The following is a 14,944-nucleotide window of genomic DNA, read 5'->3' on the forward strand; positions in this document are numbered from 1 at the left end:
TAGTGGTCCTTTGGAGCACCGCCGTATCACGCTTGCTGTTCCGAGACCGGCCGCGGCGACGCCGGCGCGTTCCGGCTGTCTGACTCAGCCCCGTTCGAACGGAAACCGGTTGAGCCGCTCGCGGACGAGCGGTTTCAACTCGAAGAGGTAGCGTTCGGTGTCGGCGAGGCCGTCGCCCTCGCTCTCCTCGTCGGGAACGTGTTGGGCGTACATGACCTGCTCGACGGTCACGCCGTCCGGCATCTCCTGTGCGATGACGACCGCGTCCAGCGCCCGGCCCGGCTCGAGGGTCACGTCGGTCCCGACCCACCGTTCCGGCAGATCGGTCGCATGGGGGGCGACGATGCTCGAGCCCTCGTAGAGGAAGCCGTCGTCACCGATGAAGCTCGTGTTCGTCTTTCCCCGCCACGGGAGCGGCTGGGAACTCGTGTTGTGAACGCGGAAGAACGCGACCGTCCGCGTCGTCGCCGCCGTGACGGGGCCGTCGACCAGCGACGCGAGGTCGACGTCGTGGACCAGCCCGGCGAGCGCGAGCGTGAGGTACTCGCTGTTGACGGTCAACTCGTGGGTCCGGTCGCGGTCGGCGTGCCCGTCGCGCTCGTCCGGGTCGTAGGTAGGTTGACGCCGGCGTCGCGACCCGTCGTCGCCTCGCGTAATGGCACCGCCGTCGGTTTCGCGGTCTCTCGGCACCCGTTCGCCGAGGATCGCCTCGTAGGCCTCCTTGATCCGCAGAAACTGCTCGCGAGAGCCACCCTGATCCGGGTGGTGGTCCTTCAGGAGGGACCTGTAGGCCCGCCGAACCGTCCGCTCGTCGGCGTCCGGCGAAAGTCCGAGGGCGTCGTAGTGGCGCTCCACGATGAGCCCATTCGTCCCTTGGTCGAAAAGAGTCTTTCCGTCCCTGCGTCCCTCGAGTCAGTCGGGCCGCTCGCTCGATTCCGGCGGGAGTACCGGCATCCGATCGATCCGCCGGCGCGGACTCACTCGGCCGATTCAGTCGGGTCCTCGAGCAAGACGGTCCCGTCCTGAGAGACGGTGACATCGTAGCCACAGAACGGGAATGAGACGGTTCCGAGCGATCTGCTCGCGCCGTTGTGTCGGTCCGCAAAGAGCGCGTCGAGCGCCGCCGGATCGACGACCGCGTGGAGCGGTTCGTACGCCGGCGGGGAGATTTCCGTCGGCGAAACGCCTTCCGCCTCGGCGACTGCTTCGATAACCGCTTGGCTCAGTGCCTTCCGAGACGATGCACCGACGCTACCGCCACCCTCAACCATCGTATCTCTCCTTCTGAATCCCGGTGAATAAAACTGTCCTTCCCAGTTCCGCACGAACCGCTCACGGCGAAGCGAGTGACGGAACGGGAGCCGTACGCGGGAGCGATATCCGACGCCGGAACAAGAGTTATCGACGGAATATAGCGGTTAGCGACGGTCAACAGGCAGCGCGACACCCGACGGACGACCGCGTAACGTCGTCGGGAAAACCGGAGCGGCCGTTAGCTGATGTGGATCGCGGGTTTGCCGGGTCGAGCTTTGGCCGCCTGCTCGTCGTCGGCGGACGCCCGCCTGACGGTGACCGCCGCACCGAACTCGTCGGTGACGAGCCAGGACGCGCGCTCGAGGATCGCCTGCTCGCGGTCGGCCGCGAGCAACTGATCGCGTTCCGTTCCGCCGTCGCGGTCGACGAGTTCGCCCACGAAGGCCGCGACGCGCTCGCGATCGTCGGGACCGTCGAGCGTCTCGTCCTCGAGGACGCGGTCGACGATCGAATCGATGCCGCCGATCTCGCCGTCGTCCGCCGCTGTCGTCCGACCGACCAGTTCGGCGGCCCGGTACTTCCACTCGCGGGCGACGACCAGTTCGATCCGTTCCGGTTCGTCGATCGCGGCGACGTCGACGATGTCGCGGACGTCCTCGAGCGTGCGGTCGACGAGTTGCCGTTCGGATTGGACGGCCGAGACCTCGCGTTCGGGCTCGGGCCAGTCGGCCTCGACGGCGAGGCCCTCGCCGCGGAGCTTGTTCCAGCACTCCTCGCCGAGATGGGGGGCCATCGGCGCGATCAGCGCGGCCAGTGTCAACAGCCCGCGCCGGTAGACGTCGCCGTGTGGCCCGTCGTACTCGCGGTAACGCCGGAGCAGGCGCGCGAGCTCTTGAATCTCGGTGGCGGCCCGGTGGAACCGGAACCGATCGTACTCCTCGGTGACCGCGGCGATCGTCCGATCGATCTCCCGGGCCACGTAGTCGTCGTGATCGCGGCGCTCGACGCGGGCGTCACCCTCCTCGACGAAGGCGGCCGCCATTCGGTAGAGCGTCTGCTGGAGGTCGTAGGCCCCGCGGACGTTGTTGGCGGTCCACTCGAAGTCCTGTTCGGGGTGGGCCGCCGAAAGCACGAACAGCCGGGTCGTCTCCGCGCCGTACTCCTCGGGCGCGACGACGTTCCCCTTCGAACTGGACATTTTCTCGCCGTCGTAGAGCACCGTCCCCTGACTCAGCAGTTCCCGGATCGGCTCTCGCCGCTCGAGCAGGCCGAGATCGGCCAGCGCCTTCGTGAAAAAGCGGGTGTAGAGCAGGTGCAGGATGGCGTGTTCGTCGCCGCCGACGTAGACGTCGATCGGCATCCAGTCGTCCGCGAGGTCGGTGTCGAAGGGGGCGTCCGCCAGATCGGGCGAGAGGAAGCGCAGGTAGTACCACGAGGAGTCGACGAAGGTGTCCATCGTGTCGGTCTCGCGGCGGGCGGGGCCGCCACAGTCCGGACAGGTCGTCTCGTTCCACTCCTCGGCGGCATCGAGCGGATTGCCCGTAGTCCGGACGAACTCCGGGAGTTCGACGGGGAGGTCCTCGTCGGGTACCGGGACGCGGCCGCAGTCGTCGCAGTGGACCATCGGGATCGGCGTTCCCCAGTAGCGCTGCCGGGAGATGAGCCAGTCCCGAAGCCGATAGGTGACATCTTCCTCGAGCGCGTCGTGATCGGCCACGAGTCGGTCGGCGGCCGTCTCGCTCTCGAGGCCGTCGTACTCGCCGCTTCCCTCGAGGACGCCGTCGCCGGTGTACGCCTCGGTTTCGACGTCGGCCTCCTCCGAGCCGTCGTCGGGATCGATCACGCGATCGATCGGCAGGCCGTGCTCGCGTGCGAAGGAGTGATCGCGCTCGTTGTGGCCGGGAACGCCCATCACGGCCCCGGTGCCGACGTCCTCGAGGACGTAGCCGGCGACGTAGACGGGGAGTTCCGCGCCGGTCAGCGGGTGAATCGCGGTCGCGTCGGTCTCGACGCCGGAGAAACCGACTTCGTCGGGGCCTCGTTCGCGGACGGTGTCGACGTAGTCGGCGACCTCGTCGTCCGACTCGGCGAGCGCGCGGGCGAGTTCGTGACCGGGGGACACCGCGAGGTAGGTCGCGCCGTAGATGGTCTCCGGTCGGGTGCTGAACACGTCGACGGTTCCGGGTCCGCCGCCGTCTCCGGCGTCGCCGTGACCGCTGTAGTCTTCCATTTCGAACGTTATCCGCGCCCCTTCCTGTCGGCCGATCCAGTTGCGCTGGATCTCCCGGACGCCGTCGGGCCACCCCTCGAGGTCGTCGAGGTCATCGTGGAGTTCCTCGGCGTAGTCGGTGATCGTGAAGAACCACTGGTCGAGTTCGCGCCGACCGACGGGGGTTTCACAGCGCCAGCAGACCCGATCGTGGGCGCTGCTCGCCGCTTCGTCGCTCCCTTGATCCGAGGACTCACCGTGTTCATCCTCGCGTTCGACGACCTGCGCGTCCGCGAGTACCGTCTCGCAGTCCGGACACCAGTTGACCGTTGCCGCCTCGTACTCGACGAGTCCGGCCTCGTAGAGCCGCTTGAACAGCCACTGATTCCACCGGTAGTAGTCGGGGTCGCAGGTGGTGATCTCCCGAGACCAGTCGTACCCGAAGCCCATGGTCTCGAGTTCCTCGCGCATGCGCCGGATACAGGCCTGCGTCCAGGACTCCGGATCGGTCTTGCGCTCGAAGGCCGCGTTTTCGGCGGGCAACCCGAACGCGTCCCATCCCATCGGATGGAGGACGTCGTCGCCCTGCATGCGACGATAGCGCGAGTAGGCGTCGGTGATCGCGTAGTTGCGGACGTGCCCCATGTGGAGCGTGCCCGACGTGTAGGGAAACATGCCGAGGACGTAGGTCGGATCGGCGGCGTCGGCATCGAGCGCGTAGACGTCGTCGCGCTCCCAGACGTACTGCCAGAACTCCTGTACCTGCGCGTGATCGTAATGACTCGTCATTGTCGGCGAGGTCCGTTGTCACCCACTCGGTGGGCCGGCTATATCATTGTTCGGCCGCACGCGGGGGAGTCGTCCCCTGTCGTGACCGAATCCCCCGACTCGAGCCGCCGGGCTCGAGTCGGTGACGACCGACCCCGGATCGATCGGCGGGTCGGCGTCGGTCGCTGTGGGCTGAGATTAACAAAGCGGGTGGGTCGTCTACGAACGACGCGTCGAATGTCCCGCTTTCGCGACGATCTCCCATCGGCGGTCACGTTACTCGTCACGATCGCGGCCGTTTTGCTCGCGTTCGGGCTGCTCGCCTCGGTCTTCGGCCCGGACCTGACGGCCGGCGAGACGAACCCGACGGACACTGCACTCGAGCGCGACGCCGCGTCGACGAACGAATCGAACCCGACGACCGATGCGAACGCGACGGCTGACGCGAACGAGAGCGTCGCCGAACGGAACGATTCGGCCGAGGATTCCTCGGCCGAGGACGATCCGCCGACCGACTCGGCGGACGATGACTCCATCGACGACTCGGCGACCGAACCCGCGGTCGACCCGTCGGACGACGAACCCGCGGCCGACGATTCGGCGACCGAATCCGACCGATCGGCCACCGACGACGCGGACGAGTCGTCCGATCCCACCGGCCTCGAGTGGGCGCTCGAGCGAGCCGGACTGATCGACGACGAGGACGACTCGGCCGATGACGAAGACGACGCGGCCGACGACGAGCGCGGCCCACCGGACGATGCAGGGCCATCGGATGACGAACGTGGCCCGCCGGATGATGCCGGGCCATCGGACGACGAGCGCGGCCCGCCGGATGATGCCGGGCCATCGGACGACGAGCGCGGCCCGCCGGATGACGCCGGGCCGTTCGGAGAGTAACTCCCGAATCGCCGCCTCACCGGACCTATCGGGAGCCGTGACGGTCTCCGAACCCGACCGATGAACATCACCTTCTCCGGTGCCGTCGTACCACGTTCCATGCCCTCGACCGCACTCGTCACCGGCTGCTCCACCGGGATCGGCTACGAAACCGCCCGCCGGCTGCTGGCCGACGACTGGCGCGTCTACGCGACCGCTCGAGACCGCGACCGGATCGGCCTCGAGAAACTGGCCGATCGCGGGGCCGATATCGCGGCGCTCGACCTGACCGAACCCGACGATATCGACCGCGTCGTCGATCGCATCCGCGAGGAGGCCGGCGGCGTCGATTGCCTCGTCAACAACGCCGGCTACGGACAGTTCGGCCCGGTCGAAGACGTGCCGACGGACCTGCTCGAGCGCCAGTTCGCCGTCCACTGCTTCGGCCCGCACCGGCTGATTCGGGCGGTGTTACCCGGCATGCGCGAGCGCGGCCGCGGGCGGATCGTCACCGTCACCAGCGCCGCGGACCGCCTCGCGCTCGCCGGGATCGGCGGCTACACCGCGTCGAAGTGGGCGATGGCGAGTCTCAGCGACGCGCTCCGACAGGAGCTGTCTGGCTCCGGCGTCGAGGTCGTCGTCGTACAGCCCGGAATCGTTCGGACGCCGTTCTACGACCGCGCCGTCACGGCGGTCGACGACGCGGCCGCGAGCGCGCAGTCTCGGTCGCGAGCCGTCGGCGGCGGTTCGGACGCCGGCGCGGCGGGTGTCTCGGAGACGCGTTCGACCGTCGTCAGGCCGACGGACTACACCGACCTCTACCGCGTCCTCCGGCGACTCCGCGCCGTCGACGGCGGCGGCCCCTTCATCAACGACCCCGACCGAGTCGCCGCGACGATTCGCGAGGCAGCGACCGCCCGGAATCCCGACACGCACTACCGCGTCGGTCCGGTGCCCCTGCTCGGCTCCCTGTACGGCACGCTCGTCCCCGCCGCGATCCGGGACCGGCTCACGCGACTCGGGATTCGACTGGCCGCGAGCGAACCCGTCCTCGAGTTGCTCGAGCGACGGACACCCGAGTCGGGGTCCGAGCGGTATCCGTGACTGTGACGGTGACGGCACCGAACGAAAACGCATCGGTGGACGGACTATCGCAATCCAGATTCCACCGATCCCGTGGCTGTTCCCTGCCCACTTCACGGCCGGTACAGTCGGCGGATCGAGCGGGCTCGAATCGAGTTACACGCAGGTAATCCATCGCTGTTGCAGTCGGTTTTCCCCCGCTGAAACGGTTTTATCGTCCGTATAGTGAACCGCCGAACAGCGAAACGATGGTGTAATGAAATCACTCGTACCCGCACGCTACAGGCAAGACAGTGAGACGCACAGCCCGAGACCGGTCACGACAGTCGTGTCCGAAGCCGAGTGCGGAGAGACCGCCCTCGAGGCGGCGAGCGCGTAACGACTGACTATCGATTTCAATCCCCTATACTACCAATGCGCAGCAATGCCAAACGGAAGCGGACGGAGACTCGATCGATTCAGAGCAGCGTCCAGATTTTACTCACCGTCAGCGGCATCGTGTTCCTGTTGGCCGGGTTGGTACTCGCTGCGAGCGGGGCGTCGATCAGCGGCGCGGTCGGGTCGGTCACCGACAGATGGGACGGTTCCGCACAGCCGGCCGGCGACGACGCCGATCAGGTGACCGACGACACCGGGGGTGCTGACGGTGGTGACGGAGCCAACGGAACGAGCGGCGGCGACGAACCGGCCGAGACCGACGGTGGTGACGGCGGGACGGATGCCGGAAACGAGAGCGACGGAAGCGCCGATGACGGCGACGAAACGCACGTCCTGACGGCGGTCGTGGAAACGCAAGACGGCGATACGCTCGACAACGCCACGGTCACGGTCTCCGGAGAAGGGACGACGACGGAGAGCGGGGTCGGGCAGAACGGCGAGGCCGACTTCGAGCGCGCGAACGGCGACTACACGGTCACCGCGGACGCGGACGGATACCGGACCGCGGAGACCACCGTCCGGATCGACGGCGACGACGCGACGGTTCCGTTGACACTCGAGGAACGGAGCGATAGTGATGGAAGCGGCGGCGACAGCGATGAGAGCGACGATAGCAATAGCACCGATGACGACGACAGTGACGATAGCGACGGCCCGTACACGCTGGCGGTGACCGTAGAGGACCAGAACGGCAGCGCGGTCGATACCGCCACCGTCGAACTCGAGGACGACTCCGGTATCATCGCCTCGAGCGAGGAGAAGGCGGTCGACGACGACGGCGAGGTCGAGTTCGAACGCGAGAGCGAGGAGTACACGGTAATCGCGACCGCGGACGGCTATTCCGAGACGGAGCGAACGGTCGAGATCGACGGCTCGGATCGGGAAATTACGCTGACGATCGCGGAAGACGACGGCTGATCGAATCACCGTTCGGCGCGTGTCTCGGTCGGTCGGCTGTTTTTCCGAAGGGGCGTCTCGGTAATCTCGAGTCTCGAGGGCAGCGCATACCCAGAGATCGATCCGCCCGTTCGACGCGGTCTCGCCACTGGTCGACGCGGTGGCCGGTGCCGTCGACAGACTCGAGTCGCCGCTGCAACAGTGCACCGTCGATCACACGACTGCTGTGTCTGTGTGAGCGGTGGTGCTCGTGTCGAGTATCGATCGGCGCTGTGGACAGCTGCCAGCGGCGTTTCCAGCGTGTGTCGAGCACTGCTATCACGGGCCCGTCGGCGGGTTCACGTCGTCTCGAGTCCGCTATTCGCTGCCCGTCGCCATCAGTCGCGGACGGGGTACAGTAGTTGGTCCCACGGTTTCGTTATTCAGAGTGAGGAGTGAATTCGAGTTCAGTCTAGGTGAAGTACTTAGCACCTGAACTGACATCACGGTGTAAAGTGATGGGGTCTTCAGAAATACAGGCTATTTTTGGTTGGTTTTTGTTTCGGCCCGCCATATCTCAGCGAGTATCACCCCCCACGTTACTATAGCTAAGAACGGGAGGTGCCATGACGGGAGAGAGACTTCTGTGAACATCAGGGTATACGGATACGCAAATACTATCGTTAAGAGGGTAGCACCATACCCGACCGAGAAAAATGTTGGTTCGGGTAACCGGTCGGACCACCCATGATATGCGAGAAAGAGAGCATATGGGCCCAGAATGAACATAACTATCTGCTCTATTCCCCCAATTGGGTCAGCCTGGCCTATTTTGACTATGAACTGATCGCCGGTGGAATCTTCTACAGCGATATATCCATGATCACGACTTCCATCACTGGCTGGATGTGGAAAGCTCTCATACTTATCACATAGGAGTAGTGTGGGAGAGCAAACAGGAGGTTTCCCTAATGACCGCAACCCGGCTCTACTCGGTTCCTGTTTTTTCGCTTCTTCGAAGGCTCTTCGCTGACTCTCAGAAAAACTCTCCACGGGAATACCACCATCACTTCTATGAGAGGCGTGGCCGATATCTTCTTTATATGCCTCTGACGATTCGTGTGCAATAGCATAGTATTCGCTATCCCCACTATACGGTTTCGTGAGCGCACCGGAATAGAAGATAGCGCCTGTAAGGAGAATCGCGATAATGAGTGAAATCGACAGAAGAGATCGTACCTTCATCTAAACGACAATTGTCTAATTGATGGCAAGTATTTTCTGGTACTTCGGTGTTCAGCCCGCGGACGTAGTTACCGAGACTGTGTCCGAGAAATCAGACAGAGTCGGACAGGAGATCGTGAATCAGTGGTATGACGATAGAGTGCGTTAGTTTTCTCGAGAGCAGTCACAGCTAGCCAGTAACAGGTGATAGAAGGAAAAGACTCGATATTGCTCACTGTTGGTGTAGGTCAGACACTAGGAGCTCCATCTACACCCACCGAGAATGGTTCATCATCATCTCGGCTTTCGCTAATGTACAAGTGAGGCTCACCAACTGGCGTTCTGAGATTGAAATCATCTGCTACAGTTCCTCGACCGTCAACCGTTACTTTCACCGTATAGTTCCCGCTCTCATCAGCAGTAGGTATTCTATCACGGACCCTCTCTCCCGCTTGAATAGTTATATTCGTCTCAGAGAGAGTAGCGTCCTCATCGTTATCTATGACCGTTACTGACCCGTTCAGCGTCGCATTCAGGTTGTTTTGTACTGTGAGATTCTTCACTTCATCATACTCTGCTGGCTGATTATACGGGTTTGAGTTATCATCTTGTCCCTCATCATCGTTCGTTGGCTCATTCTCTGTGTGGTCATTAGGATTATCGCTGCCGCTATCGGAAAGACAACCAGCCACTGCAGCTATTCCCGTCGTGACAGCACCAAGGAGTACTCGCCGCTTCATATTCTCCCTTACTAACACGCTCTATAAGTGCTTTCAGGGAACCGACTGTTCAGTTCGCACACGTAGTTACCGAACTGCCCGAGTCGGTCTCAGTCATACTTCTGAATAACGAAATCACACTACAATCTACTCTAACCTCTCCTCGAGTCGCCGACAGCGCGCCGAGCCGCGTCGGAGAGACGACTCGCTACTGCGACAGCGACTCGAGCGGAACGAGAGACCGCCCGCTGTGATCTCGCACAGCGCTCGAGAGACGGGACACTGCTATCCGGAATGCTTCGCTATCGAGCCGCTGTGACGTGGCGTCGGCGCAGGTCGACTGAGACGGGACTCTCGGTTTCGGTGTCGAACGAACGCGTCGAAAAGGCGTTATCTGGAAGCGGAGACGATCATTCGACCGTGACGCTCTTCGCGAGGTTGCGCGGTTTGTCGATCGGCCGGTCGAGCTGGTCCGCGGCGTGATAGGAGAGCAGCTGTAACTGGACGTTCGCGAGCAGCCCGGTCCAGACCGGATGCGTCTCGGGGACCGACAGGTGTTCGTCGGCGACGTCGACGAGGGGGTGGTCCTCCGGTCCGACGGCGACGATCGGCGCGCCGCGGGCCTGCGCCTCGATCGCGTTCGTCTTCGTCTTGTCGTCGACACCGCCGGTCGCGACCGCGAACACCGGCGTCTCCTCGGTGACGAGCGCGAGCGGGCCGTGTTTGAGTTCGCCGGCGGCGAATCCTTCGGCGTGCTCGTAGGTGATCTCCTTGAACTTCAGCGCGCCCTCGAGCGCGACCGAGCGGCCGAGCCCGTTCCCGATGAAGAAGAATGACTCGCTGTCGACGGTGTCCCGGGCGAGCGCGTCGGCTTCGCTCGCCTCCAGGACGGTCTCGACGTGCCGGGGCAGGTCCTCGAGGGCCTCGAGCATCGCCGCTCGATCCTCGACGGGGGTCGCTTCCGGCACGTCACCGGCGATGCGCTGGCTGAGCAGGGCGAGCGTGACCGCCTGCGAGGAGTAGGTCTTCGTCGCCGCGACGCCGACTTCCGGCCCGGCGCGGATGTAGACCGCGTCGTCGGCTTCGCGCGCGGCTGTCGAGCCGACGACGTTGGTGACCGCGAGCGACCGAGCGCCGCGGTCCGTCGCCTTCCGGACCGCGTCGAGCGTGTCGGCGGTCTCGCCGCTCTGGGTGACCGCGACGACGAGCGTGTTCTCGTCGACCGGCCCGGAGGTCGACTCGTACTCGCTCGCGCGGAGGACCTCGGTCGGGAGGCCGGCTTCGCGTACCAGCTGCCCGCCGTACATCGCGGCGTGGTAGGAGGTGCCGCAGGCGACGAACTGGACGGTGTCGATGCCCTCGAACGAGCCGGGCGGAAGTCGCTCGAAGGCGACGTCGCCGTTCTCGATCCGGCCCTCGATCGTGTTCGCGAGGGCCGTCGGCTGCGTGTTGATCTCCTTTCGCATGTAGTGGTCGTACTCGCCTTTCCCCGCGTCCTCGGGGTCCCAGTCGACGGTGTCGACCGGGCGCTCGATCGGCTCGCCGGCGAGGTCGGTGATCCGGTAGGAGTCGGGCTCGAGAACGACGATATCGCCGTCCTCGAGGTAGATCACGTCGTCGGTGTGATCGAGGAACGCCGGGACGTCGCTGGCGAGGAACCACTCCTCCTCGTCGAGGCCGAGCACGAGCGGCGAGCCCTTCCGCGCGGCGTAGACCGCTTCCTCGCCGTCGACGATCGCGGCGATCGCGTAGCTCCCCTCGAGGGTGTCGACGGCCCGGCGGACGGCCAGTTCGGTGTCGCCGGTCTCCGACCGGAACTCGTCGATGAGGTGCGGGATGACCTCCGTGTCGGTGTCGCTCTCGAACTCGTGGCCCTTCTCCCGGAGGTCCGCCTTGAGCTCGGTGTAGTTGTCGATGACGCCGTTGTGGACGACCGCGACGTCGCCCGCGGTATCCGTGTGCGGATGGGCGTTCTCGTCGGTCGGAGGACCGTGGGTACTCCAGCGGGTGTGGCCGATCCCCATGTTCCCGCTCGGGCGTCCGTCCAGGGTCGATTTGAGACTCGAGACCTCGCCCGAACACTTGTGGACCTTGACGCCGGAGCCGTTCTGGACGGCGATCCCCGCCGAGTCGTACCCGCGGTACTCGAGGTTTTCGAGCCCCGAGAGGAGCGTCTCCGTCGCGTTGCCGTGGCCGATCCGTGCGATGATTCCGCACATCAGCCCATCACCCCCGCTCGAGCGGCGACCGTCGACCACGGCGGAGCACCGAGCTGGCGGCAGGGAGCGCGGTCGGCGACGGTTGCGGCGGTCGCGGCGGTCGTTTCGGGGCGGTTCGATCTCGCTGCCGGCAGTGCGGAACTGTTCCGTGTCATTGGTATCTCCGACCCCGTCCGCCGTCGCTGCCGACGGCCGGGGCTTCACTTCCACCACGTGCGACAGCGGCCATTACTATACCACGATTAAGACGGTACCGTGAATACGACGGTCGCTATCGGCTGTATAATCCACCATTCGTTTTCACAATCCGTGATTTCTTCCGCTCGACACGATATCCTGGCGCGACGTGACGCTCGTTTCGCCCCGTCGAACGGTACTCAGTTCGGTCACCCGATATCGAACGTCCCAGACAGTCGTCTGCCTCGACGGTCTCAGTCCGTTCTTCGTCTCTGACGGTCTCAGTCCGTTCTTCGTCTCTGACTGTCTCAGTCCAGTCCGTCCGTCTCGAGCAGTTCTACCCGGTTCGGCAACGGATCGGGACACTTCGATCCGCCGAAACCGACGGACGCGGCCTCCCGTCTCGCGGTGTGGATCGCCGACTCGAGGACTCGAACTCGAGACGCGACGGCAGAAAGGGTCGGCAGCGGCGGTAGCGGTTTCGACCGCCCGTACGCGGCGGGACTGCTGTGCGATGACAGGGGGATGCGTTACGGTAACGGGTTCTCGACTTCGTCCGACCGCGTCGCATCGTCCGGCGTTCGATCGGAGAGGGTGATGACGTTCTCCCGACCGACCGACTGCTTCTCGATCGTGCCGTCGGCGTGCATCCGCGAGCAGATGCGACTCACCTTCGACTTCGACCAGCCGGTCTCGTCGGCGATTCGATGCTGCCGGATGCGACCGTGATTCGCGATCAGGAGCCGAACCACTCGTCCCTCGTCGCTCAGGAGTCGCGGCGGCGTGTCGGGCGAGAGATACGACTCGTACGCCCGGTGATCGGCGGCGCGTGTGCGATCCGGGTCGTCGCCGTCACCTGCCGCGTTCGTCACCAGCGGGAGCGACGACAGGTCGACGTCGCGATCCGATGCCACGTCGGCGATTCGGAGCCCGACGAGGCCGCTGATCAACAGGAAGAGCGCCGCGATCAGCGCGGATTCCCAGAACGACGCCACGCGTAGCAGTTGTCCCCAGGACAACGGTCCACCCGACAGGTCACCGACCTGCGGACCGATCGCTTCCGACGCGATCGCGTGGCCCTCGGACTGCCGTATCGAAGCCGGAACCGCGTCGATCGAGACGGTGTCGTGAATCGATTCGAGCCGGCCGCGGACTCCGATCTGGGACGTAATCACCATGGTTCGCGTGTCTGCTGCAGTCGGTGCGTGACCGAGCCACGATCCCGTGGACTCGCCGACCGCATCGGTGATCCGACCCGCGCCCCCTTCATTATAGAGCAGTACAGGTGTGTTTAACAACGTTCTAAGCGATCGCGGCGGTGACCGGCCCCCGGTCCGCCAGAGCCGCCGGTAGCGTTCCCGACCGGCGGTTTCCGCTCGTTGTCGCTCTCGCATCCGTTTATCCGAGCTATAGTAAACCCCCGACGACGACTTGCTGCGTTCACGGAAGCCCCCGCCGATCGCGGGTGCACCAACGTCACCGTCGCACTCGGTCGTGTGACGGGAACGCGACAACGTCTCACCCATGACCACGATAATCAGCGACACGGAGAAGCGAACGGACGATCGAGAGAGCGACCAGCACGCACGGGACGCGGGCGGCGGAACCGCCCTCGAGCACACGGAGACCCAATCGACGCGTGCGGCGACGATCTGTGTCGTCGGATTGGGATACGTCGGGCTCCCGCTCGCGGTCGGGTTCGCACAGTCGAACTACCGCGTGATCGGCTACGACGTCGACGACGTGACGGTCGGTCGACTCCAGGACGGGGTCGACACGACCGGTGACCTCTCCGACGAGGCGATCCAGGACGGTGACATCTCGTATACGACCGACGCGGCCGAGATCGGCGAGGCCGATTACGTCATCGTCGCCGTGCCGACGCCGATCGACGACGACGATCGGCCGGACCTCGGCTACGTCGAGAGCGCGGCGACCACCGTCGGCTCGAAGATGGACCCCGGAACGACCGTCGTCCTCGAGTCGACGGTCTACCCGGGGTCGACTCGCGAGGTCCTCGTGCCGGCGCTCGAGGACGCGTCCGGGCTGACCGCGGGCGAGGACTTCTTCGTCGGCTACTCCCCGGAGCGCGCCACGCCGGGCGACGAGGAACACGGCCTCGAGGACGTCGTCAAGGTCGTCAGCGCACAGAACGAGACGGTCCTCGAGGACGTGGCGACGCTGTACGAGTCGGTCGTCGACGCGGGCGTCCACCGTGCCCCCTCGATCGAGGTCGCCGAGGCTTGCAAGGTCGTCGAGAACGCCCAGCGCGATCTCAACATCGCGTTCGTCAACGAGCTCTCGATGGCCCTCGACAGCATGGACGTCGACGGGCAGGCGGTCCTCGAGGCCGCGGGCACGAAGTGGAACTTCCACGACTACCGGCCGGGGCTGGTCGGCGGTCACTGCATCCCGGTCGACCCGTACTTCTTCGCGTACCGGTCGTCCCGGGAGGGGTTCGACCCCGAACTCATGCAGACGAGCCGGCAGGTCAACGAGTCGGTTCCTGACCACGTCGCCGAGCTGACGATCAAGGCGCTCAACCAGTGTCACAAGACGCTCCGCGACAGTCGCGTGCTGGTGTTGGGACTGTCGTACAAACCGGGCGTCGGTGATATCCGTAGCTCGAAGATCGGCACCGTCATCGACGAACTCCGGGAGTACGACATCGACATCGAGGGATTCGACCCGTTCGCCGACGACGACGCGGCCCGCGAGTCGTTCGATATCGACGTTCAGGAACGGCTCTCGTTCGAGGGCTTCGACGCGGTCCTGCTCGCGACGCCCCACGCGGAGTTCGAGCAACTGGATCTCGAGGCCGTGGCGGGCGAACTCGCGGACGACCCCGCACTGATCGACGTGACGGGCGCGGTCGAGGCGGACGCGGCCGCCGATGCGGGACTCGTCTACCGGAGGTTGTGAAGCGATGCGAGACCAGCGCCAGTCCTCCGACGAGACACCGGTGCCGACCCGAGCGGGGACTCGAGCGCCGTCTGGTTCGGGTTCAGAGCCGGGATCGGGTTCGGAGTCGAAGCCGGACGCAGAAGCAGAGACGAGCAGTACCTCGGCCGACCGGCCGGTCACGGAGGCGGATCGAC

General features: G+C 64.9%; 12 protein-coding genes. 4 read left to right on the top strand and 8 right to left on the bottom strand.

What is annotated here, in order from left to right:
* Window positions 1-84 precede the first annotated feature (84 nt).
* The 3 genes from ACT4ML_RS08050 to leuS all read right to left on the bottom strand — a co-directional run bounded on the left by ACT4ML_RS08050 (window position 85) and on the right by leuS (window position 4,252).
* Window positions 85-855 carry a J domain-containing protein gene (locus ACT4ML_RS08050; protein WP_444720391.1) on the bottom strand — a complete coding sequence of 257 codons (771 nt, stop codon included), beginning with the start codon at window positions 853-855 and terminating at the stop codon, window positions 85-87.
* A gap of 122 nt (window positions 856-977) precedes the next feature.
* Complete coding sequence (locus tag ACT4ML_RS08055) at window positions 978-1,271, bottom strand: HalOD1 output domain-containing protein (protein ID WP_444720392.1); 294 nt, start codon at window positions 1,269-1,271, stop codon at window positions 978-980.
* Between the two features lie 221 nt (window positions 1,272-1,492).
* Entirely contained in the window at window positions 1,493-4,252 is a 2,760-nt protein-coding gene (leuS, locus tag ACT4ML_RS08060; RefSeq protein WP_444720393.1) for a leucine--tRNA ligase, read from the bottom strand.
* 216 nt (window positions 4,253-4,468) lie between these two features.
* Between leuS and ACT4ML_RS08065 the strand changes: the two genes are divergently transcribed.
* The 3 genes from ACT4ML_RS08065 (at window position 4,469) to ACT4ML_RS08075 (ending at window position 7,549) form a co-directional block, all read left to right on the top strand.
* Entirely contained in the window at window positions 4,469-5,131 is a 663-nt protein-coding gene (locus tag ACT4ML_RS08065) for a cell surface protein (RefSeq protein ID WP_444720394.1), read from the top strand.
* 99 nt (window positions 5,132-5,230) lie between these two features.
* Window positions 5,231-6,214, top strand: coding sequence for an SDR family oxidoreductase (locus ACT4ML_RS08070; RefSeq protein WP_444720395.1), 984 nt, complete (start codon window positions 5,231-5,233; stop codon window positions 6,212-6,214).
* A 393-nt stretch (window positions 6,215-6,607) separates the two neighbouring features.
* Window positions 6,608-7,549, top strand: coding sequence for a DUF3869 domain-containing protein (locus ACT4ML_RS08075; RefSeq protein ID WP_444720396.1), 942 nt, complete (start codon window positions 6,608-6,610; stop codon window positions 7,547-7,549).
* Between the two features lie 498 nt (window positions 7,550-8,047).
* Here ACT4ML_RS08075 and ACT4ML_RS08080 read toward each other — a convergent pair whose 3' ends face one another.
* The 5 genes from ACT4ML_RS08080 to ACT4ML_RS08100 all read right to left on the bottom strand — a co-directional run bounded on the left by ACT4ML_RS08080 (window position 8,048) and on the right by ACT4ML_RS08100 (window position 13,024).
* Window positions 8,048-8,752, bottom strand: a complete 705-nt coding sequence (locus ACT4ML_RS08080; protein ID WP_444720397.1) for a hypothetical protein — start codon at window positions 8,750-8,752, stop codon at window positions 8,048-8,050.
* Between the two features lie 227 nt (window positions 8,753-8,979).
* Complete coding sequence (locus ACT4ML_RS08085; RefSeq protein WP_444720398.1) at window positions 8,980-9,471, bottom strand: hypothetical protein; 492 nt, start codon at window positions 9,469-9,471, stop codon at window positions 8,980-8,982.
* 389 nt (window positions 9,472-9,860) lie between these two features.
* Window positions 9,861-11,669 (bottom strand): glutamine--fructose-6-phosphate transaminase (isomerizing), encoded by a 1,809-nt coding sequence (glmS, locus tag ACT4ML_RS08090; RefSeq protein ID WP_444720399.1) that lies wholly within the window; start codon window positions 11,667-11,669, stop codon window positions 9,861-9,863.
* Entirely contained in the window at window positions 11,669-11,824 is a 156-nt protein-coding gene (locus ACT4ML_RS08095) for a hypothetical protein (protein WP_175416418.1), read from the bottom strand. Before ACT4ML_RS08095 ends, glmS begins: the two co-directional genes overlap by 1 nt.
* 552 nt (window positions 11,825-12,376) lie before the next feature.
* On the bottom strand, window positions 12,377-13,024 hold the full coding sequence (locus ACT4ML_RS08100; protein ID WP_138245714.1) for a helix-turn-helix transcriptional regulator: 648 nt from the start codon (window positions 13,022-13,024) through the stop codon (window positions 12,377-12,379).
* Window positions 13,025-13,370: 346 nt separating this feature from the next.
* Between ACT4ML_RS08100 and ACT4ML_RS08105 the strand changes: the two genes are divergently transcribed.
* Complete coding sequence (locus tag ACT4ML_RS08105; protein ID WP_444720400.1) at window positions 13,371-14,768, top strand: nucleotide sugar dehydrogenase; 1,398 nt, start codon at window positions 13,371-13,373, stop codon at window positions 14,766-14,768.
* The last annotated feature ends 176 nt before the right edge of the window (window positions 14,769-14,944 follow it).

It is taken from the genome of Natrinema sp. LN54 (assembly GCF_052439245.1).
In the GTDB taxonomy this organism is placed as follows: Archaea; Halobacteriota; Halobacteria; order Halobacteriales; family Natrialbaceae; genus Natrinema; species Natrinema versiforme_A.